Raw genomic sequence first — 22,328 nt, 5'->3', positions numbered from 1 at the left:
TCCCCAGCCGATTTGGGTCAATTGAAGATGCCAGGGTGTTTTGCCAGGATTTCTTTGAATATTACAATAAAGAGCATCATCATTCTGGGATCGGATTGGTAACTCCTGAGCAACTTCACTATGGATTAGCACAAGACGTTTATGACCGGCGTTGTATTATTCTTGAAAATGCTTTTAAGAAAAATCCTGAACGATTCAGAAAGAAAAAACCCCTACCACCGGCTTTACCGGATGCGGCTTGGATCAATAAACCAAAACAGGAAAAAATTGATGTGATTAGAGCTTAATTTATTGCAAATGGTGTCTCATTTCTATTGACACATTCCGATGTTATAAAAACAAAGCATCACGGCAAGCAGCATGCCTGATATTAAAAAATCCACAACAAATACACTGACTTTGGAAAAGATAATCAGCTCTCTTGGAAAATAAATTTTAGTAATTAAATCCCTGTGATCTGTCAGGGAATTGATTGATGCATTGACAGAAGCAGAAAAAAGCGTCCAAGGCACAAGCCCTGCAAAATAAAACAATGATCTTGGGTAGCCGTTTGTATTAATATTCAGGACATGACCAAATACAATTACAAACAAGACCATCATGCTTAAAGGTTGAATAAGAGCCCATAACACACCGATGGCAGTCTGTTTATAACGGATTAATAATTCACGCCATACAAAAATAAAAAACAGATCTTTATACTTCGATAACCGATTTACCATTTTTATGAAATCACTTAACAATTTTGTCGCTATTTAATGTGCATACATCCAATAATCTATTTAACAAAACAAGTCAAATAAAGCACAGATTCAATTTGAGTTTTGTCAAACGATATTTTTTTAATGCCAGGTTTTCAATTTCTTTCGGGGATGCGCATTAAAAAAACAATTCAAGCGCTTCTTGGAGGTTCTTCTTTGCCTCACTCCTTGAAAATCAAATATAAATCACACGGTTTGTTTTTTCTTTCATCATAGAGTAAAATGCAAAATTCATGCAATTCAATTGCAACGGACAATGTAACATATCAATAAAAAGTGTGGATGTTCTGATTTATGAAACAATCTAAATTATCGAATCGCACCCTGAAAGAAACTCGATGGGGCATGAAACCCGACAAACCAAAAGCAATAATGCTTGCTAAACGTCAATTGGTTGAATTTGTATGTGACGCGGTGAACCTGGAGGGAATTAATTTCACCCTGCCGGAAATCCAGACATTATTAGATGGAATTACAGTTGGCGGGCATAAAGTAACCGACCAGCAGATAGCTCTGAATCAGGCTGATACATGGCGGGCCTTATTAGAATTAATAGAAAAAAATCAGTTTGAGATCACGATTGAAACAGTCTGAGACCTTCATCGAACCGCTGCCGGGAACGAAGCTTTGGAGTGATGTAAATAAACGTATGGGGCGTTTTATCATGAATGGGTTTTTATTGAATTGTGGATACCCTGCCATTAATCTTCCTGCAAAAAGACAACTGGAGTTTAATCAATTAATGCTGCCCTTTTATGAAACAGGTAATCAGAAACAGATGAATACTTTTTTACGCTCCTGCCTGGATGAAAGAGTTATAAAAATTATGAAAGAATGAAAACAATAAGGCGGCTCAGCCACCTGGAACAACATATTATATGTTAAGAACGTACCAAATCACGATAACAAAAGCCATCTAACAAGATTTTTCTTATATACGGAATTTTCATTTAAAAAAATTTTCTCTTCATGATCATCAAGTGTCAAAAGAAAATTTTCCCCGGCTTCAAGGTATGTGTCTTTCAAATTAAAGGAAGATAATTCCCGCTTATGATTTTCATTGGTAAGTGTTTGACAGACTTGAAATTTCTGGTATTTTTTATTTTTTTGCTGAACAATAAAATCTATCTCCTTTCCAGACTTGAGAGTACCAAAATATACAGGGCATCCTGATCTTTTGAGCTTCAAAAAAACAATATTTTCCAATTGACTTGTAAAATCATTTACTGTCCCTTGATATAAATTGATCAACCCTGTATCCACGGAATAATATTTTCGGGTAGTCTCAAATAATCGGCCTAACTTCCAATCAAATTTTTGAGTCTCATACAAAGCAAAGGATTTCAATATATACTGAACATAATCAATCAAAGTTTCCTGTTTAACTTTAATCCCAAGTGGCTTTAAATAATTCATTATTCGTGTAAAAGAGATGATATTTCCAACACCGGATAATAAATAAATTAATACTTTTTCAATAACAGCAACATGCTTTACCTGGAAACGTTCAATAATATCATCCAGAATGACTTTGCTTACAACACCTTCAATATATGAAAACCGAGCAGAACCATTGGATATTGTGAAAGTTTCAGGTAAGCCTCCAAACTTTATAAAATCTACAAAAAGTTTTTGAATCTCATCATAATTTCTAAAAAATTCAACATCAGAAGCAATTTCAATATCCCTGTATTTCAAAAATTCTTTAAAATCAAAAGGAAAAATTGAAAATTCAATAAATCGTCCGGCAAGGTTACTGCCAATTTCAGAAGACAATAGTTCAGAGTTTGAGCCGGTCAAAATAATCTCAATATCATCCTCCAATTCATAAATGGTTCTAACGAAACGATCCCAGGCAGAGACATTTTGAATTTCATCAAAAATCAAAAGTTTTTTACCACTATCAGCAATATTTGATTTAAATACCTGATAGATCCCATTTAATTTTTCAAGAGTATTAATTTCAATTAATCGAAAATCCTCAAAATTAAGATACAAAATATTATCTATAGCGAATCTTTGATCTTCAACCAATTTCTTTGCAACTCGCTGAGTTAAAAAAGATTTTCCGGATCTTCTGAACCCAGTGATGATTTTGATTGGTTTTGATCCCATGGTGGACAAAAGAACTGACTCATAGTCCCTTTTAATCCCTTTAATTCGCAAAATATGGTTTTGCCATTCTGTTATAACTTGGAGTATATCTGTATTTTTTATTCTTTTCATCCCTTCACAAAGGAGTGATTTGCAGTCTTTTATTCCGTTATAACAAATTATTTGCGTTTTTCAAACTAAAAATAACATATGAATGTGAGCATAAAAAACATGCTCAACTTCATTAAAAAGGCTTAGTATTTTTTTTGTATTCTCATGAAGCAATATAAATTACTGAACTGCATCAGATTACATCGGGTCAACAGATTTTTTTTAATGACATTTTTTGTACCGCCAACTAACATTTTTTGTTAAAAATTCCCTTTATATATAATTAAGCAACAAACTTATTTTAATTTTTTATTCAATAATTTAAAGCCTTATCATAAAATTATGATACATACACAAATCAAACAGCATGATACTTGCATAATACTTTTATTTATATCAATTCAAAAAGGAATAAAACAAAAGCTTTGAGTCGTATGGAAAAAATTTTTGTTCTAATAAAAAAGGGGTTGCTCAAACAATCTATCATGGGGAATTTAAATGTTTGAAACACCCAAAGATATAAAAGGGTTCACCCTTATCGAACTGATGATTGTTATTGCAATCATTTCACTCCTTGTTGTTATTACACCCAATTTTGGTCGAATCCTTGCAGATCAGAGATTAAAAGGCTGCGCAAGAGATATTTATTCAAAAATGCAGAAAGCCAAATCCGAAGCAATAAAACGAAACACAACGGTTGGTATTAGTTTTACCCCGGCCGCCTTTGTACCCGATGGAAGAGCCGGAACTTACACAGTATTCATTGATAATGGTGGGGTTGGGGGGGGGGCAGATGACCTGATACATGATACAGGGAACCCCAATCCCAGTGATGATGAAGCTACAATAGCCTTTGTAACCATGCCCAAAAATGTAAGCTTGGTCAATGCCAATTTTAGCGGGACATCTACGGCAGGGTTTAATAGTCGCGGTCTTCCGGCAAGGTCAAGAATTGGAAATATTCAAGTCCGAAACAGCACACGATGGTATAAAATAACATTATCCATTGCCGGTAATCTTCAGATGCAGATCAGTGGTGATGGTACTGATGGTTCCTGGCAATAGAGGATTGATTATGAAAAAAAACAAATATCATCAAAATGGATTTACCTTAATCGAAGTCATGATTACAATGGCCATATCGACCTTTATTTTAGGTGGCATTTTTCTTACTTATTCAAATCAGCAAAAGACATATGTCAGCTCGGACCGGCTTGCTGAAATGCAGCAGAATCTCAGATCGGCTATTATGATAATGTCATCTGAAATAAGAGAGGCTGGCTGTGACCCCACCCAGAAGGCTAATGCCGGTATCATATCCGCCACATCAGTACAGCTTCACTTTACCAGAGATATTGCCGGGCATGCCTTAAATAAAGATAACCGTGCTGATGGTGAGCTTGATGATGCCAATGAGGATATTACGTTTGGATTCTCATCCACAAATGATGCAGATTCCAATGGAATTGCCGACACAGGTGCTGCCAATCTGGGAAGAGATACTGGCGGTGGATTTCAACCCATTGCTGAAAACATTCAGGCAATTGAATTTAACTATATCCTTGATGATGGAACAACTGCACCGAATCCTACTGCATCTCAACTGTCTGAAATAAGGGCGGTTCAAATCTCCATCCTGGCAAGGGCATCTGCCAGTGACCCTAATTTTATGAACGCTGCCACATATACAACCAGCGCAGGAACTGTATGGGGACCGTTCAATGATAATTTCAAACGTAGATTTGTGGTTGTTACAATACAGTGCAGGAATTTAGGAATATAACATGCTGATAACAAAAAACACTGAGGGGTTTACTTTAATTGAGGTTATGATAACCATGCTTGTTTTGACCCTTGGCCTGACGGCAATGGCTGTTATGCAGATGCAGGCCATGAAAGGCAATAAAACCGCATTTTCCCGTACAAGCGCAAACTCAATTGCATTGACTTTCCTTGAAGAACTCAAACGCCTTCCCTTTGATGATACCAATCTGGACACAGCAGGAACACCACTTTCAACAATTGATTCAGACCTTGATATAGGTATAACCCTTGATTCTGCTGGAAATACCCTGAGTCCGGCTCCAAATCCAGCCCTTGCCGATCACCAATATATTCCGGCAAATTTCCCTTCTTTTTCAAATATGTTCCAGGTGAATGGGAATAATATAGTCGACAGCACCGGCAATGAATTTCAATTATTCTGGAATGTCAATAAAACCCCTGTCAGCTTTGGTGGGAATTCATATACACCTTTTTGCACATTAAGATTATTTATGTATTGGAATACACCAATGGGAAATAATTCCCTTTCTATCACCACGATTAAATTTAATAACACCGGGGCTTAGAGAATATGTGGAAATCTTCAATATCCAATAATAATGGTTCTATTTTAGCAATTGCAATGTTCTGCCTGCTTATTTTAAGCATTTTCGGTACTTTTGCTTTAAATACATCTGATTATGAAATCAGTATTGCCGCAAATCAGCAACGATGGGAAAAAAATTTTAATGCATCTGAAGGCGGCGCAAACAGAGAAGGCTCCGGTGTTGGATATGCAGGGGTTAACGGTCTCTATTCCTGGTATACCATTGCTGACCCCGAAACTTATAACACCCATCTTTATCCATCCACCTTGGCAAACTATGATCCGTCAGGAACAGACATGCCTGTGGCAGGGACTTTCCCCGATAATTTTGATGCGGACGACCCTAATTCCTGGCCCCGGCAGAATCTGATGAATGATACTACAGATAATGACTATGATTACGCATACCTTGTTACCTATCTTTATCCTGATGTGCCTCCCAAAGGAATGGATGCAACAAAATTTTCATCTTACAAATTCAGGATTAACGGGCAAAGACAGGTTATTATTGAAATTGGGGGGATAAAAGTTGGCGTTATAAATCCATTATAATGTACAGATGGTATAATTTTATAAGGAGAGCCTTTATGGTGAACAGCAAATTAAAAAAAATCAATACTATTCTCATCAGTACGACTCTATTTCTCATCCTGGTGGGCAGTTTTTCTCCTCTAAATGCAAAAGACACTGAAATTTACCAAGTCAATACAAAACAAAACTGCTATGTCCTTCTGGACAACTCAGGATCAATGGATTTTGGCGTTTATGAGCAGAATATTGACTACGGGGCTATGTTTGATTACCTTTTTACCCTTAATGATGCAGGCAGCCAAAGTGATTATATCTGGGACACTATTGTAACGTGGAATCCTGCGTATTTCTATCAAAATCATGAGGAGAGAAGAAAAATTTTTCTATGGAAAGGTCAGATCGGTGTCACCATTGCAACAGTGGATGGGGTAGACACAGCGTTTACCGGGGATGCAGCTGACCCCAATTACCTTTGGTATACAAACCACTTGGTTGATACCCATACCCTGATTGATTCTGACGGAAATCTGACTGGTGAGGCAAACGAAACACAGCGGCTTACAACGGACGCAGATGGTCACATCCTGTTTGACGGTCAAAAGCTTCCCCTTAATCTGGATATAAAACTCAAAGAAATGCAGACTCTTTATGATGGAAGTCAGGTTGATATTGGCTTTGGTGGCCTTTTGAATGCGCCGGGGTATTATTTTTCAGGATATAAAGGAGTTGTATCCGGCAGCTTGGACACGGCTGAAGATGGTGACCAGGATATTTATTTTTTTGTGACTGGAAACTGGGTGAACATGCAGGCTATGTATAATCTTCATTATACGACCAATAATCCAGATCCTGCAGGTGCATCCAAGGGTGATCCTGCCTGGAAGTACGAATCCGTTGAACAAGCACCATCAAGCTGGTCGGAACTGTCCCACAGCCTTCAATATCCAGCAAGTGGGCAATATGCCAACAGCTTAAAAGAGAATGAAACCATACAAACCATTACCCATCCAGGTTCCACTCAGATCCAGGTTCATTTTTCTGCATTTGATGTCGATGAAAACGGCGACTATGTGGTTTTATATGACGGTTCCGGAACCCAGGAAATTAAATATGATAACGATGACTTCCCGACAGGGAGCGGCTGGTCTGAAACAATTAATGATGATACCATCAAAATAGCTTTGGCATCAGATAATAAAGACAAGGGTTCCGGCTATATTATCGATAAAATAAGGGTTTCCTATGACGGAGGTTCTTATTTAATGCAAAACCGCCTGGATGTAGCCAAGGATGCTCTTCTTTATGTGGTTGATGAATTCCATGGAAAAATGAACTGGGGGTATGCCAGCTTTCAATATTTAGGCACATCAGGGAATGGTGCCACTATTAATAGTGCTTTAAATCCAAATCTGACCGATGATGTAAACCGGGCCGCCATTAGAAATCATGTTGAAAACGAATCTCCGCAATATGGAACACCCTTGGGAGAAGCCCTGCAGGATGTTTTTGAAGAAGGCTATTGGACCAAAAGACATGCCCTGGACAACCTGTTATGCAGAAAAAATTATGTTATCTCAGTAACGGATGGATTTCCAACTGATGACAACGATTGGAACAGGATTTCCGATGCAAACAGCGATCCTCATCTGCCCTTCACGGACTGGGATGTTGATGGGTGGACTTCAGACCCATACCAACCTCCGATAACACCCAATTATTATGATGATGTAGGCCACTGGATGTATACCCATTCCTGGGTAGATAAAACAGAAGTAACAGATCCTGCTAATTCCTATGTTAACGTGACCACACATCATATTGCGTTTGGTGCAAACCACCCTTTGCTGAAAGATGCTGCCGGAGAATCAGGCGGAGAATATGTCGTGGCCTACAATAAGGAGCAACTGGTTGCCGCCTTTTATTCTCTTGCCCTGCTTATGACTGAAGCCGTATCCTTTACATCGCCGGTTGTCTCCATTGATGCTGCCAATAAAATTCAAAATGGTGATGACCTTTACTTAGGCCTTTTCCTTCCCCAGGACAATCAATCCTGGGTTGGGAATGTAAAAAAATTCAAGCTTGGTGATGGAAGCACAGACAGGCCTTATATATGGATGCTCTATGACGGAAATGATAATGAAGCCGTTAACAATGATGGAGAATTTCTTGATAATACAGGTGCCTTCTGGGCGGATGATAATGATTCCAATGATTCTGACAATTACGGCAGTTCTGATGTAAAAGAAGATGGGGTAGGAGAAGTTCTACAGGAGAGGGTGGAAAAAAACTTTAATGATGGAACATCCGATGCTGACGCATATTGGGAAAGACCTATTTATACCTATAGCACAACTTCTACGTCCATATTAGAAGTTAAATATGATACCATAAAAGCTTCAGATCTTGGAGTTGCCGATGATCTGACAAGAGATAAAGTTATCAATTACCTTTACGGATACACATATGATGCCGATGCCGCGACCCATGCTCCTTTAGCGGTAAGAGACTGGGCTTTGGGAAGTATTGTTCATTCCAGGCCTGTTGTGATTGACTATTATGATCCCATTAATATATTACTGAAACGCTATATCGTTGTGGGAGCAAATGACGGAATGCTTCATGTTTTTGATGACACAGACCCGGATGGTGACGGTCCTCTTAAAGCCAGCGGCAAAGAAGTGTTTGCTTTTGTTCCGGAAGATATTCTGCCCAATCTTTATAATATTTCACAAGAGCCTTTTGTAGATGCTGTTGACGGGCCAATCGTGTTATACCGTTCAAACAAAGCCCCCAAATATCTTATTTTTGGAGAACGCAGAGGGGGTAAAAAATACTGGTGTCTTAATGTTTCTGATACCAACCCGTTAAACTGGACTAGGGCCTGGAACTATGAAAACAGTGAGATCGCTCAAACCTGGTCGGAACCGATTGAAGCATCCATACCTGTCTCTGTTGATGCATCCACAGGGGAAAGAACTTTTAAGGATGTTCTTATCTTCACTGGCGGGTACGACACAGAAGAAGACAACTATCCTGAACCGTTCAACGATCTTGATAACAATGGAAATCCATATAAGGATGCCAACAAAACAATTGACGGAAGCAAGTGGGATAAAAATGATATCGCACAGGATGTCAACAGCAATAATTCATATGACTTGTATAATCTGGATAAAAATGAATACGGAAGGGGAATATTTATCGTTGATATTGATAACCCTTCCGCTGTAACGAATGACGGCTCAGGCAAGCAGATTCTTCCATTTTCTGCTATATATGGCGCAGCAGATACGACGGACACCAATGGAGCTGTTCAAACATTATCTTCAATGAAATTTTGTTTTCCTGCCTCCCCTGCGGTTGTTACAACTACATTTCCGTATATATATAAAAGCGGCGGCAAAACAATTGAAGGTCGAAAATCAAACGTAATCAGTGCTATTTATGCTACGGATATTTATTCAAACATTTACCGGGTTAATTATAACTTTGACGTTGACCCTGATGATCTTACTGATGTAACCAACAAATGGACAGTTACCAAAATTTTTTCAGGCAATCCAGGCAGTAGCAGCGACAGTGGGGAAATGGGTCAAGGAGATGATACCGATGACCAGGGCAGAAAAACATTTTACCCACCGGCTATTTCATGGGGAGGGGCGTGTACCTATTTTGATGCCGGAAATTACAGGTTCTCAAACACAGAATTTTCCGGAACCGATAAAATAGCGTCATTGTATTTCGGTACCGGTGACAGAGAACACCCCACTTATACAATGATACGAAACCGCTTTTATGCCATATACGATGATTCATCTGTTACCGGCATTGATAACCAAGGCACTGATGCTGATGCTGATGATACACCTGTCATTGTTTCAACGGTTCCTTATACGGAAGATAACCTGTTAAACCTTACCTGTGATGAGCTGGATACGGGAACCACACTCTCTGGAATAACAAAAAATGGTTTACAGGAAATACTAAGGGACGATCCTTCATACACCAATGCCAGCGATGATAACCTGCTTGAAAATGGGGCAGCAAATGAAGATGATGCAAAGGGATGGTATATTGTTTTGGAAGACCAGGGAGATTCAACTGAATGCAGCCATTGCGCATATTCCGGAAGTGTGGCAGACACGACTACAACATCAAGAGATAACCATGAAGGGGAAAAAATACTCAACAAAGTCAATCTCTATGCCGGAAATCTATATTTCACTTCTTATCAGCCATCTATTGCAGATCCATGCAATCCACAGGGAAACGGGTTTGCATATTCTTTGAATTATTGTGATGGTTCTGCCACGTATAACCTTAATACATCGAATGATTCCGTTTCTGATGACAACTATGATGTGACCGATAGATATCATAAAGTAAATAATATTTTTGGTATTCCTTCTGACTTTGCAATTGTAACAAGACAGGGACAGGCAGGAGCAATGTCTATGATGGGAGGGAATATTATAGGCCCTAATGTACCTGGATCTGGACCTGTACCGGGACCTAATTTTAAAATTAATGGTCCTGAATACGGGCTGGATTTATATTACTGGCGGGAAGGCAATAGCCAAAAATAATTATTTAACCTGAAAAAGGAAAACAATCAAATGACCTTTAAAAAATCGACACATAATTATCTTTATATTCTGACTATTCTATTATTTGGTATATTTACTTCAACACTTACAGCAAAGGTATTTGTTGTCACGGAAATTGTATCCGGGCAAGTCGTATCCATCACAAAAGAAAATACAATTAAGATGGATGATGGATTTCTGTATTATCCTGGAAAAAAAAACATGGTTCTGTCTATCAAGCCTGGAGAATACATTTCAATAAGATATTATATTGATGGTAATGATGAAAGAAAATATATAGAATGTACACCTGGAAAAAACAGCCTGAAAGCAACTCCTGTTCCTGAACGTACAACAAAACCCAAAAATATGCTATAGCTTGATTCAAATAAATTTAGTTCGCTCATGCACGCAACTTTTTAGCCTGCTGGCACATAGTCCGCTTGAAATCTTCCCCTTTCGTGTTATATTAAAGGGCAACAGCTAATGTTTAATCACTTTTTTTGGAGGAACAAAATGGATTCATACACTTCTTTTTCACAAAACGCTACGCTTGTAAAAACAAATTCATTTATTAGAAGCGTATACAACTGGATGGCCATTGCTTTGGCTCTTACAGGTTTTACCGCATATTATGTCTCTCACAATGAGGCCATGGTTCAACTCATATACGGAACCCCGGGTTTGATTATAATTCTTATTGTTGCAGAGCTTGGATTTGTATTCTTTTTGAGCGCCCGGATTCAAAAACTGCAAGCCACGACGGCAACAGCCTTGTTTACCATTTACTCTATTTTAAACGGTGTTACGCTCTCTTATATTTTCCTTGCCTACACTGCCACATCTATTGTTTCTACTTTTATGATCTGTTCGGTTACATTTCTTGCCTGCAGTGTTTATGGAATGGTCACCAAAAAAGACCTGACATCCCTTGGCGGATTCATGTTCATGGGCCTTATCGGAATTATCATCGCCTCTGTAGTTAACATATTTTTACAAAGTTCAGCCATGCAGATGATCATTTCTTATATCGGTGTTGTTGTCTTTATAGGTCTGACAGCCTATGACACTCAAAAATTAAAGACCATGTCAACCACTATTCCCAATAATGCAACCGGCGCAATGATCCGCAAAGGCGCTTTAATGGGTGCCCTTTCACTATATCTTGATTTTATTAATCTTTTTATTATGATGCTTCACATTTTTGGCGGCAGTAGAGACTAAATTTTTAACATAAAAATCCTGGCTCTGACTGAGGCAAGGATTTCGACGTCAGACTAAATTTAAAAAACGGGCATTCAATTTGATTTGAATGCCCGTTTTTTAATTACCCGTTATTATATCGTTTTTCATATGACTTGATCTTAATTTTGAGGGTATATTATTTGATATTATTGAACTTTATTCATCAAAATCGTGTCAAGTCATATAAGATGAACTATAATGTTATTTTTTATTACTAATGTTATCCTTTATGCTTTTGCATATCTCCAGGCAATAGTTTGTGGTTAATTCCTGGTCCGGACCTTCAACCATAACCCGAAGCAACGGCTGTGTTCCTGAATAGCGAATAAGTACCCTGCCCTTATCCCCAAGCTTATTTTCAACGCTTTGAATTGTGTCTGCAACCGGTTTTATTTTCATGAAATCAGGGCGACCTTCATTCACATTTACATTCATCAAGACCTGTGGATATACTTTCATAACAGCAGCAAGACTGGAAAGAGACTGATGTGTTCCCAGCATCACTTCAATCAGTTTTAAAGCTGAAAGTATACCGTCTCCTGTAGTGTGGTGACCCAAGAAAATCATATGTCCCGAGTCTTCTCCCCCCATAACAGCCCCGGATTGCTTCATTGCTTCAAGGACTTTTCGATCCCCTACGTCAGATTTGATATGTGAAATTCCAATACTGTCAAGAGCTTTTGTCAAACCAATATTGCTCATGATTGTGCTTACAACAATATTCTTTGCAAGTATGCCCTTTTCTTTTGCAAACTTTGCACAAACAGCAAGAATCGTATCCCCTGTTATCTGGTTGCCGTTTTCATCCACCGCAATCAAACGGTCGGCATCCCCGTCAAAGGCAAGGCCCATATCAGCGTTTTCCTTGATAATAAGCCGCTGCAACTCCTGGGTGTGTTGTGATCCGCACCCGTCATTAATGTTTTTTCCATCAGGGGAATCATAGATAAATTGAGCATCAAACAAGGATTCGTTAAAGACCCTGTGTCCGATTCTTGACGCAGCGCCGTTTGAGCAGTCTATAATTAATTTTAATTTTTTATAACATTTTTCAAAGGAAAACCCATTCAATAAGAAATCAGAATATTGTTTTAAACTGTCTGAAATAACAGATATTTTGCCAACATTTCCCTGGGGCATAGTCTGGTTATTGAGGATATAGTCTTCAATCCAATCTTCCTGTTCATCCGTCAGTTTCCCTCCCCCATGGTTAAAAATTTTAATTCCATTATCCTGGTAGGGGTTATGAGAGGCTGATATGACAATTCCCGCCCCCGCGTCTTTAAGAGAAGAACACAAATATGCCACTCCCGGAGTGGGGATAACACCTGCCAGCATGACATCAATGCCGGTTGATGAAATCCCGGCGGCAAGGGCCGACTCAAGCATATCCCCTGAAATTCGGGTGTCTTTTCCAATAATCACCCTGTGATACCCGTGTTCTCTTATAAAAAAGCCAATGGCACGCCCTGTTTTTAATGCCATTTCACAGGTTATGGGGTAGGTGTTTGCTACACCTCTGATTCCGTCTGTTCCAAAAAGTTTTCCCATTTATTGTTCCTGATTTATAATTTTGAATGTATCCGTTTCAGTCAGATTAATAATTGTTCAACCATATTTTGTTCAATATCAAACAGCCATTGAATCCCTTTTTTACTCTCATCCGGGTCCAGGCTTTGAATTGTTTTTATGTATTTTTTTCCCGTCTGCTCTGTTTTTTTTTCAACAGCAAAAACAAACGCTTCTCCATTTTTATTTATTTTTTTATTGCCCACCTCTGCGTTAAAAATCTGGGAGGCAAGCTTAAATTTATCCATGGCTTTATCATGGATTAGAATTGATTTTGAATTATTATCTTTTGTTTTTAAGAGAAGGATTTCTTTTGATAAATTTAATTTTTCACAAAAAATTTTAAAGCGATGGATTCTTTCTTTAATACACATATCCAGATTTTTCTGCATGCCGTTGATTAATGCCCGGGAAAACTCATCATACACAAAAAGCGGCCGGATGTGTTTGTACCAGGATTTTAATGAAATAAGCCCTGCAATATAGTGAATGTTATTATTAAAAATATGAGAAATATTTGTGTAAACATCATATTGCCGTGGAACTGAAACCTCTTTAAACGCCCCTCCAAGCACAAGACGACCCTGCTTTAATTCGTTTTTTCGAATAATGGACCCGGCTGCCGTGATGCAGCCGTATCCGATCCTGACAGGCCCCACAAGTCCGCCCTGCCCGCCTAAAAAAATCGGTTTTGAATTCAGCATGACTCCCTGATGAACATTTCCCATCATGGAAGGCGTGGCTTTGTCCTGGTTGGGTGTATAATTAAAATGAATAAAAGAAGAACCCACTTCAGAGTGGTCTTTACGGCTGGTTCCTCCGGCCATTAAACAGTCGCAGAAATTAATCAGACTGCCTATCGTAACAAAGGGAAATAAAATTGTCTGCTTCAGCCCTACAGTATGCGCCGCATTGGACTGTTCTTCCAGTATGGTGCCATCTCTTACATGAGCGCCAGAACCAAATGAATTGTCACCTGCAAAAACAGCGTTGGTAAAAAAACCGCCCTTTAGTTTTGTATTTTCACCAACCAATGTATTCTCAAGTGTTACCGGAGCTTCATACCCGAGTTGAGAATTTCTCATAACTAAGGATCTTTCTCCGACGATCTTGCAGCCGGTATAAATGGTAACATTCTCACCTGAAATTCTGTCGGGATTTACATCCTCTGATATATATACTGATTCAGGGTTAGGGATTTTCACCCCTTTTTTTATGAGCGTATTTACTATAGTTTTTTCCATGACCGTATAAATAATTGTCCAGGGGTTAAATTGTCAAGGTATTTTCTCAACCGCACCTTGACCCAAGGTAAAGGTTTCCGTATTATAATCAAATTTTTCCGGTAATGTTTAAAAAATGCGAAAATTTCAATGGGAGAATAAAATGGTTCAGACACGATTCAACGACCGTAAAGCCTTTCAAAATCTAAACCGTCTTTCCAAAAATTTAAATGAAGATAAATTTCATTTAAAACATATGATTCAAGATAAAAAAAGACTTGAAAACTTTTCATTAAAATTTGATGGATTTTTCTATGATTTTTCCAAACAACGGATAGACGATCGTGTGATGGAAGAGTTGTTGAATCTTGCAAGACAAGCCGAGGCAAAAAAAAAATTTTCCCAAATGGTATCTGGTGAAATCGTTAATATAACGGAAAACAGAGCAGCTCTTCACACTGCTGCACGGGGTTTTATCCCTGATCCTGCTAATTTGACTGACATGGATGTCCTGTCTGAAATAAACCGTGTAAACAGTCAAATTAAAGAGTTTTCTGCAAAAATTCATAACAGTCAAATTAGAAGTGATAGTGGAAAACCGTTTACGGATGCGGTAGTTATTGGGATCGGCGGATCTTATCTTGGGTGCGAATTTGTATATACGGCATTAAAACATTGTATTGAACCGAAGATTAAGCTTCATTTTCTTTCCAATGTTGATATTGATAATTTCGGACAGGTCATAAAAACTATTAACCCTGAAACCTGCCTTTGGATTGTCATTTCAAAATCATATACAACAACTGAAACCATGGCCAATCTTAAACAGGTGTTATTGTTTTTAAAAAACAACAAACTTGATCCGTCCAGCCATCTTGTAACGGTTACCGCCAAGGGCAGCCCCGGGGATGACCCTGCAAATAAGGTTCTTGATTCTTTTCATATGTTTGATTTCATCGGTGGGAGGTATTCTGTGACTTCAGCCGTCGGAGGTCTTCCGCTGAGCCTTGCCTTTGGATTTGATATTTTCACCCGCTTTTTAAAAGGGTGCCACGCAATGGATTTACATGCCGTAAATGCCCCGGAAAAGCAAAATATTCCTTTAATATCCGCTTTAATAAGCATATGGAACTCCAATTTTTTGCACTATCCGGCACAGGCAATCATTCCCTATTGCAGCGCCCTGTCCAAACTTGCCCCCCATGTGCAGCAATTGTATATGGAAAGCCTTGGCAAAGGGGTTACATTTGACGGGAACCTTATAGATTATAAGACCGGCATTATTATCTTTGGCGAGCCCGGCACAAACGCCCAGCATTCATTTTTTCAACTTGCCCATCAGGGCAGTCCGTTTCCCGTTGAATTTATAGGGGTTGTAACACCGGTTTACAATAAGGATCAGGCCGGATCAAACGGGGTTTACAACCATCAGGAATTATGGGCCAATATGATTGCACAGGCCAAAGCCCTGGCAATGGGAAAAGATGACGATAACAAGGCAAAATATTTTACAGGGAACCGACCGTCTTCAACCCTTGTCATCAATAATCTGACACCTGAGAGTATCGGCATGCTATTGGCCTTTTATGAAGCAAGAACCGTATATGAGGGCTTTATACTGGGAATAAATCCCTTTGACCAGTTCGGTGTTGAACTGGGCAAAATTCTTGCTTCACAGATCAGGGATCATATCAAACAGAAAAACACGGATGAGACTTATACTTTTGATTCCTTTGACCCTGCAACAAAATTTTATCTTGATACTTTATTTAACGGGTCATTATAAAAATTTATAAATTACGCTGCCCCATGTGAGTCCGGCACCTAGGCCCGCAAAAAGAACGATATCTCCTGATGCACCTATACGTCCTTGTTCCATTGCTTCATGGAGTGCAATCGGGATACTTGCTGCCGTAGTGTTCCCATATTTTTGAATATTGTGAAAAATTTTATCGTCATCCAGTTTTAAGAAGTGTCCAAGGGCTTGATTTATTCTGATATTGGCCTGATGAGGGATGATCAGATCAATATCATCCAGACTGATCCGGGCTTTTTTAAGAGATTCGTTTATGACTTTGGGCAGCAGTCTCACTGCTTTTTTAAATATGGCCGGTCCATCCATGATTGGATAATATCTGGGATCATCAAAAGACGCATCCGGCGGAACCCGCAAAGGAAGTCTTGAGGCCGGAAGCTCTACCATTAATGCTTCAGCCAAATTGCCATCTGCATGCAGAGAAGAGTTGATAACACCGGCTGTTTCATCGGTTTCAACACCTTCAATGCAGACAGCGCCTGCGCCATCACCGAATATCACAGTAACATCCCGACCCCTGGTTGTTTTGTCAAGGCCCGAAGAGTGGACTTCTCCACCCACAAGCAGGATTTTATTGGCAAGTCCCGATTTTATATAGGCATCTGCTGTGGCAAGGCCATAAAGAAATCCCGTACACTGCTGTCTGATATCCAGTGCAGGTGTGGAATCAAGACCCAGTTTTGCCTGGAGCAGGCATCCTGAGCCGGGGAACATGATATCCGGGCTGAGTGTTGCAAAAATGATAAAATCAATATCCTTAGCTGTCCAGCCTGCATTTTCCAATGCCATTTTGGAAGCTTCAAACCCTAAATCAGATGACCCGGTCGCACCCTCCTGATCAATCCAGTATCTTTGCTCGATCCCTGTCCTTTGCTTTATCCATTCATCAGAGGTGTCAATCATTTTTTCAAGGTCATGGTTAGTAATGACATTTGGCGGAACAAACATCCCCGTGCTTTTGATGATGCTTTTTTTCATCGCGTCTTCCTTATCCGAAATTCTAAATTATCATATTGCTAAATCATTCTGCGTGCTATATTATGCACGCTTTATAATATTAATTTAGAGCTTTGGCAAGAACCTTAAGCATAACCCGAAAAGGATATTAGGCATAATCAATTGTTTTTACAAGCATTTATACTAATTCTTGGCCTATTCCTATTGTATGCCGGATCATGGCTGTTAGTAGAAGGAGCAGTGTCAACCGCTGTCATGTTTGCCGTCAGGCCGGTTGTCATTGGCCTGACCATTGTCTCACTTGCCACTTCCGCACCGGAACTGCTGGTCAGCCTTGTGGCTGCATATAAAGGATCAGGCGGCATATCAATTGGAAATATACTGGGCAGCAATGTTATCAACATTGCTCTTGTGTTGGGAGTAAGCGCTGTTATAATGCCTGTTGCCATAAAAAAACAGGTTGCCTTATTTGAAATTCCCTACCTTATTTTTATCTCTTTGGTATTCTGGTTGCTATGCATGGATTCATATATAGGGCGAACCGATGGATTGATCTTAATCTTTTTATTAATTATTTTTCTGATATATGGTTTTATCACTGCAAAAGATAAAAACAACAAAACCCCTATTGTCAGACCAACCCTTCGGAATATTATTAAAAATATTTTATTCGTTATCATCGGTATTGTTACGCTTTCTTATGGTGCAAATTTTGTTGTTCAGGAAGCCATAAAAATTGCCACAAAAATTGGTCTTTCTCAAACTTTTATAGGAATTTCTGTTGTTGCGCTGGGAACATCCCTGCCCGAACTTGCCACATCAGCTGTCGCAGCAGCAAAAGGCGAAAGCGATATTTCCGTGGGAAACGTTGTCGGTTCAAATCTTTTTAATATCTGTCTTGTTATGGGAACTGTCGGTATTTTCAATCCAATGGCGACAGATGGACATCTTCACTTTTTTCAATTTCCATTTATGATCTTTATTTGTGTCGTATTGGGACTTATCGCCTTTATGAATAAAGGCATAAGCAAAAGAACCGGTTGTATGTTCATAATCTTATTTGTTGCTTATATACTGGTTTCGTATATAAAATAGTGGTGATAAATTCGTAACTATTTTATTTTTTTCTTGCAAGGGCCAACAAATTTATTATATTTAATAACTAATACAATACTTTCCTTGAGAATTTTAAAAGGTATCTAATGGCAGATGTAAAAAAGCTTTTAATCGTTGATGATAATGAAGACATTTTATCAACATTTTATGATTTTTTTAATTCAATGGGGTATGAAGTAGAAACTGCTGTTGATGGTTTTGCCGCCTTAAAATTGATCAAAAGTACCTCCATTGTTTTTAATTGCCTGATTACCGACCTTGTTATGCCCAATATCAGTGGTGTAGGGCTGATTTCCATTATAAAAAAAGAATATCCTGATATCAAAGTTATCGCAATGACAGGATATGGCGATCAACCGGGGGCACTGGCCTCTGAAGCCAAAGCAGATATCGTTCTTTTTAAACCGGTCGATCTGTTCAAAATTGAAAATATGGTTTCCAGATTAATTAACCGGGAAACCGACAAATAATAGATAGCGACAAGTAACAAATTACTGATAAACAAGAGATTAAGATAATACTTATGACCATACCTTTGATCGGCATAAGCAAACCGATATTGAAAATAAAAGAACTGATCAGCCATGTGGCCAATACATGTTTAAATGTGCTGATAACCGGCGAAACCGGTGTAGGAAAGGAAGTCGTTGCTCAAAATCTTTATGCTGAATCTACAAGATCTTCAAAAAAATTTGTAAAAATCAATTGTGCTGCCTTGCCTGAAACACTACTTGAAAGCGAACTCTATGGGTTTGAAAAAGGCGCTTTCACAGGAGCTCATAAAAAACGTCCCGGAAAATTTCAGACAGCAGACAAGGGCGTTCTTTTCCTTGATGAAATTGGTGATATGCCAATGGCATTACAGTCAAAAATGCTTCATGTGCTTCAAAGCGGTGAATTTTCTCCCCTTGGATCAGATCAGGAATTTAAAACTGATGTGTGGGTCATTGCAGCCACCAACCATAATCTTGAACAATGCATGCTACAAAAGACCTTTAGAGAGGATTTGTTTTATCGGTTGAATATTATTAAAATTGATATTCCACCGCTGAGGGAAAGAAAAAAAGACATTCCTGCGCTCATTGAATATTATTTCAATCTCTATAAATCAGAGTATCCTGAAAATCATGGCAGTAAACCCGACTCAGATACCCTTATAAAACTTTGCAATTATCCATGGCCTGGAAATGTTCGGCAGCTACAAAACTGTATTAAAAAACAAATGGTTATAAACTCATGGGAGAAAATTTTTGACGAACTTCCAAAAAACAATCATGACATAACACCTCATACCCTGGAAGATAACAATTTCAATGCAGATCAAATTTTTGAGAATAATGAGTTTATGTCTGATCAATCCGATATTATTTCAGAATTTGTTGGTTTATCCACAAGTTCGGATAAATTATTTGAAGACATCTCATTGAAAAAAATCAAAAAACTGGCTTCGGATAAAGTCGAGAAAGAAGTTATAGCGTTTGTTTTGGAAAAAGTTGGCTGGAACAGATCACGGGCTGCAAAAATACTTAAAATCAGTTATAAAACCCTGCTTTATAAAATGAACGAATTTGAAGTACACCCTCCTGTAAAATAACTTTACACCCACACTATTATCCTTTCTTTACTTGATTGTCCTTTACTTAAGCTATGTTTTTACATATAAATTAACCTCATATGGTGTTTGAAATATTTAATGTTTAAAGGAGGGAAAATGCGAAAAATTGTTTGTTTAGTAGTTGTGTCCTTTGTTTTTGCCATGATATTTTCTTCACAATGTTTTAGTGCAAGAAAAACGATTATCAAAATCGGTATTAACGCCCCTTTGACCGGAGATATTCCAAAAGTTGGAGAAGGCACCAAATATGCCGCAATGATGTGGCTTGAAGATATTGAAAAATCAGGCGGCCTTGAAGTCGGCAATAAAAAATATGAAGTTGAACTTGTTATCGAAGATAATGAGTCAAAAGCAGAATCAGCCGTAAAGGCAAACACAAAAATGATCACCCAGGATGATGTCTTGGCCATTGTCGGCCCCCAATCTTCCAAACAGGCTGTTCCTGCCGGTGAAGTTGCCAATAAATATAAAACCGTTATGATCAGTCCTTGGTCTACCAACCCTAATACAACCCTTGACAGACCTTATGTTTTCCGTGGCTGCTTTTTAGATCCGTTCCAGGGCCCTGTTGTGGCAAATTTTATCACTGAAGAATTCGGCTTTACAAAAGCTGCTGTCCTTTATGATGTCGCCTCTGATTATCCAAAGGGATTGGCCGAAGTATTTAAAGACGCATGGGAGAAAAAACATGGTGCAGGATCTGTTGTTGCTTATCAAAGCTTTACAACAAAAGATACGGATTTTTCTTCACAGTTAACCCAGATTGTTAAATCCGGTGCCCAGGTCCTGTTTACCCCTCAGTATTACAATGAAGTCCCTTTGATCGTCAAACAGGCCAAGGACCTTGGCTGGAAAGGGCCAATCGTGGGATCAGACTCATGGGGCTCTGCGGAAACCATAGAGCTTTGCGGGAAACCTTGTTATGGACAATTTTTTTCATCACATTATGCAGCAGCAGGTGCCAAAGGTGCTACCAAGGCATTTATCGACAGATATACGGACACTTACGGCTACACTCCCGATGATGTGGCAGCTCTGACATGGGATGCGCTGCGTCTTGCCCAGCAGGCTATTCAGGATATTGGAAAACTTAGCGGCAGAATTGAAAAAGACAGGGCAGCTGTCAGGGACAGTCTTGCCAAAATCAAAAATTTTGCCGGTATTACAGGGAATATGACCTTTACCAACGAAGGTGATCCAATCAAATGTGCTGTTATCGTTAAAATCAGCGATAATGGTGAATATGAATTTTATAAATCCAGTTGTCCTTAAAATATCTAAAAAAATATAATACCTTTTAATTTATTGTCTGGCTGCTGTGCTGATCGTGTACAGCAGTCTTTCATATTTAATACTGACAGGAGTTGATGAATGGAATCTTTGATTGAATTTATACCGTATATTCTTCAAAACCTGATAAACGCGCTCCAGAGAGGAAGTTTCTATGCTGTTATATCCATTGGTTATTCAATGGTCTATGGCGTTTTAATGCTTTTTAATTTTGCCCATGGTGACATTTTCATGCTGGGCACTTATATCGGCTTTGGGATTGCAACCCTCTTTATTGCTTTATTTGCGCCCTTTTTACCCGGGCCTCTGATCTTTATCGCCACGGTTGTTATTACAATGTTTCTTGCATCCTGGATCGGTGTTCTTGTTGAAGTTGCAGGATACAGGCCCTTGAGATCAGCCCCCAGGGCATCTGCTGCCATTACAGGGTTGATGATCGGTATTATTTTTGAAACAAGTATCCTGATCTTGCTGGGTGCGAAAAGATTAAGCTTTCCGCCATTGATGGAATCTGTTGCCTATAATATCGGTGGTGTTTATTTTACAAATGTAAAAATACTCATTATTATCCTGTCGCTTTTCTTAATGCTGGCCCTTCATGCGTTTATCCAGAAAACAAAATGGGGGATGGCTATGAGGGCAATGTCATATGATTTTCTTGCCGTTCCTTTGATGGGGGTGTCCATCAATATTATGGCACCGCTGACATTTGCCATCGGTGCAGGTCTTGCTGCGGTTGCCGGAATTTTGTATGGACAGGCCTACCCGATATTAGATCCGTATATGGGAGTTCTTATCGGCTGGAAAGCATTTGTTGCCGCCATTCTGGGTGGCCGTGGGTCCATAAAAGGCGCAGCTCTTGCCGGATACCTGTTGGGATTTATCGAAATATTTGTTGCCACGATTTTCCCGTCAACCTTAAGGGATTTAATCGCCTATTCCATTATCCTTCTTATCCTGACATACAGACCAAGAGGATTTTTTGGAATGGAACACAGCACAAAATTAAGGCTTTAATTCTTTAACCGGACAGATACAGGAAA

At 38.9% G+C, this 22,328-nt stretch carries 21 protein-coding genes; 16 read left to right on the top strand and 5 right to left on the bottom strand.

The window, feature by feature from the left end; translation table 11 throughout:
* Window positions 1-287: integrase core domain-containing protein (locus BLT94_RS21955; protein ID WP_175530298.1), on the top strand; the 287-nt coding region annotated here is incomplete at its 5' end.
* Between the two features lie 24 nt (window positions 288-311).
* Here the strand turns inward: BLT94_RS21955 and BLT94_RS07190 are convergent.
* Complete coding sequence (locus BLT94_RS07190; protein ID WP_092232102.1) at window positions 312-722, bottom strand: ABC transporter permease; 411 nt, start codon at window positions 720-722, stop codon at window positions 312-314.
* Window positions 723-1,055: 333 nt separating this feature from the next.
* On the opposite strand from BLT94_RS07190, the gene BLT94_RS22310 reads away from it, so the two are divergent.
* Window positions 1,056-1,355 carry a hypothetical protein gene (locus BLT94_RS22310; RefSeq protein ID WP_245743009.1) on the top strand — a complete coding sequence of 100 codons (300 nt, stop codon included), beginning with the start codon at window positions 1,056-1,058 and terminating at the stop codon, window positions 1,353-1,355.
* The gene (locus BLT94_RS22305) at window positions 1,342-1,599 is read left to right on the top strand and encodes a Fic family protein (protein WP_245743007.1); all 258 of its coding nucleotides are present in this window, start codon (window positions 1,342-1,344) and stop codon (window positions 1,597-1,599) included. The genes BLT94_RS22310 and BLT94_RS22305 overlap by 14 nt, the downstream gene beginning before the upstream one ends.
* Window positions 1,600-1,658: 59 nt before the next feature.
* Here the strand turns inward: BLT94_RS22305 and BLT94_RS07180 are convergent, their stop codons facing one another.
* Window positions 1,659-2,987 (bottom strand): ATP-binding protein, encoded by a 1,329-nt coding sequence (locus BLT94_RS07180; RefSeq protein WP_092232099.1) that lies wholly within the window; start codon window positions 2,985-2,987, stop codon window positions 1,659-1,661.
* Window positions 2,988-3,464: 477 nt separating this feature from the next.
* Between BLT94_RS07180 and BLT94_RS07175 the strand changes: the two genes are divergently transcribed.
* The 7 genes from BLT94_RS07175 to BLT94_RS07145 all read left to right on the top strand — a co-directional run bounded on the left by BLT94_RS07175 (window position 3,465) and on the right by BLT94_RS07145 (window position 11,678).
* Window positions 3,465-4,031 (top strand): GspH/FimT family pseudopilin, encoded by a 567-nt coding sequence (locus BLT94_RS07175; RefSeq protein ID WP_092232096.1) that lies wholly within the window; start codon window positions 3,465-3,467, stop codon window positions 4,029-4,031.
* Between the two features lie 10 nt (window positions 4,032-4,041).
* Window positions 4,042-4,749, top strand: a complete 708-nt coding sequence (locus BLT94_RS07170; RefSeq protein WP_175530297.1) for a PilW family protein — start codon at window positions 4,042-4,044, stop codon at window positions 4,747-4,749.
* Window position 4,750: 1 nt separating this feature from the next.
* Entirely contained in the window at window positions 4,751-5,317 is a 567-nt protein-coding gene (locus tag BLT94_RS07165; protein ID WP_014957631.1) for a type IV pilus modification PilV family protein, read from the top strand.
* A gap of 5 nt (window positions 5,318-5,322) precedes the next feature.
* Complete coding sequence (locus BLT94_RS07160) at window positions 5,323-5,889, top strand: pilus assembly PilX N-terminal domain-containing protein (RefSeq protein ID WP_092232091.1); 567 nt, start codon at window positions 5,323-5,325, stop codon at window positions 5,887-5,889.
* Window positions 5,890-5,924: 35 nt separating this feature from the next.
* Window positions 5,925-10,454 (top strand): pilus assembly protein, encoded by a 4,530-nt coding sequence (locus tag BLT94_RS07155; protein WP_092232088.1) that lies wholly within the window; start codon window positions 5,925-5,927, stop codon window positions 10,452-10,454.
* A gap of 30 nt (window positions 10,455-10,484) precedes the next feature.
* Entirely contained in the window at window positions 10,485-10,832 is a 348-nt protein-coding gene (locus BLT94_RS07150) for a hypothetical protein (RefSeq protein WP_092232086.1), read from the top strand.
* A gap of 138 nt (window positions 10,833-10,970) precedes the next feature.
* Entirely contained in the window at window positions 10,971-11,678 is a 708-nt protein-coding gene (locus BLT94_RS07145) for a Bax inhibitor-1/YccA family protein (protein WP_014957635.1), read from the top strand.
* A gap of 222 nt (window positions 11,679-11,900) precedes the next feature.
* Here the strand turns inward: BLT94_RS07145 and glmM are convergent, their stop codons facing one another.
* Together glmM and BLT94_RS07135 are read right to left on the bottom strand one after the other, a co-directional pair.
* Entirely contained in the window at window positions 11,901-13,250 is a 1,350-nt protein-coding gene (gene glmM, locus BLT94_RS07140) for a phosphoglucosamine mutase (RefSeq protein ID WP_092232083.1), read from the bottom strand.
* A 41-nt stretch (window positions 13,251-13,291) separates the two neighbouring features.
* On the bottom strand, window positions 13,292-14,353 hold the full coding sequence (locus tag BLT94_RS07135; protein WP_245743005.1) for a protein GlmU: 1,062 nt from the start codon (window positions 14,351-14,353) through the stop codon (window positions 13,292-13,294).
* A gap of 301 nt (window positions 14,354-14,654) precedes the next feature.
* Between BLT94_RS07135 and pgi the strand changes: the two genes are divergently transcribed.
* Entirely contained in the window at window positions 14,655-16,277 is a 1,623-nt protein-coding gene (pgi, locus tag BLT94_RS07130; protein ID WP_092232077.1) for a glucose-6-phosphate isomerase, read from the top strand.
* Here pgi and BLT94_RS07125 read toward each other — a convergent pair.
* Window positions 16,272-17,285, bottom strand: coding sequence for a 3-oxoacyl-ACP synthase III family protein (locus BLT94_RS07125; RefSeq protein WP_092232074.1), 1,014 nt, complete (start codon window positions 17,283-17,285; stop codon window positions 16,272-16,274). The genes pgi and BLT94_RS07125 overlap by 6 nt on opposite strands.
* A 141-nt stretch (window positions 17,286-17,426) precedes the next feature.
* On the opposite strand from BLT94_RS07125, the gene BLT94_RS07120 reads away from it, so the two are divergent.
* The 5 genes from BLT94_RS07120 (at window position 17,427) to BLT94_RS07100 (ending at window position 22,302) form a co-directional block, all read left to right on the top strand.
* Window positions 17,427-18,359 (top strand): calcium/sodium antiporter, encoded by a 933-nt coding sequence (locus tag BLT94_RS07120; RefSeq protein WP_092232071.1) that lies wholly within the window; start codon window positions 17,427-17,429, stop codon window positions 18,357-18,359.
* Window positions 18,360-18,466: 107 nt separating this feature from the next.
* Complete coding sequence (locus tag BLT94_RS07115) at window positions 18,467-18,850, top strand: response regulator (RefSeq protein ID WP_092232068.1); 384 nt, start codon at window positions 18,467-18,469, stop codon at window positions 18,848-18,850.
* A 53-nt stretch (window positions 18,851-18,903) separates the two neighbouring features.
* Complete coding sequence (locus BLT94_RS07110; RefSeq protein WP_092232065.1) at window positions 18,904-19,974, top strand: sigma-54 interaction domain-containing protein; 1,071 nt, start codon at window positions 18,904-18,906, stop codon at window positions 19,972-19,974.
* 117 nt (window positions 19,975-20,091) lie between these two features.
* Window positions 20,092-21,267: an ABC transporter substrate-binding protein gene (locus BLT94_RS07105; RefSeq protein ID WP_092232062.1), complete on the top strand. Its 1,176-nt coding sequence runs from the start codon at window positions 20,092-20,094 to the stop codon at window positions 21,265-21,267.
* A gap of 99 nt (window positions 21,268-21,366) precedes the next feature.
* The gene (locus BLT94_RS07100; protein WP_092232058.1) at window positions 21,367-22,302 is read left to right on the top strand and encodes a branched-chain amino acid ABC transporter permease; all 936 of its coding nucleotides are present in this window, start codon (window positions 21,367-21,369) and stop codon (window positions 22,300-22,302) included.
* Window positions 22,303-22,328 lie beyond the last annotated feature (26 nt).

Source organism: Desulfobacula phenolica, from assembly GCF_900105645.1.
Classification (GTDB): domain Bacteria; phylum Desulfobacterota; class Desulfobacteria; order Desulfobacterales; family Desulfobacteraceae; genus Desulfobacula; species Desulfobacula toluolica.
This window is presented reverse-complemented; position numbering and strand designations above follow the sequence as displayed.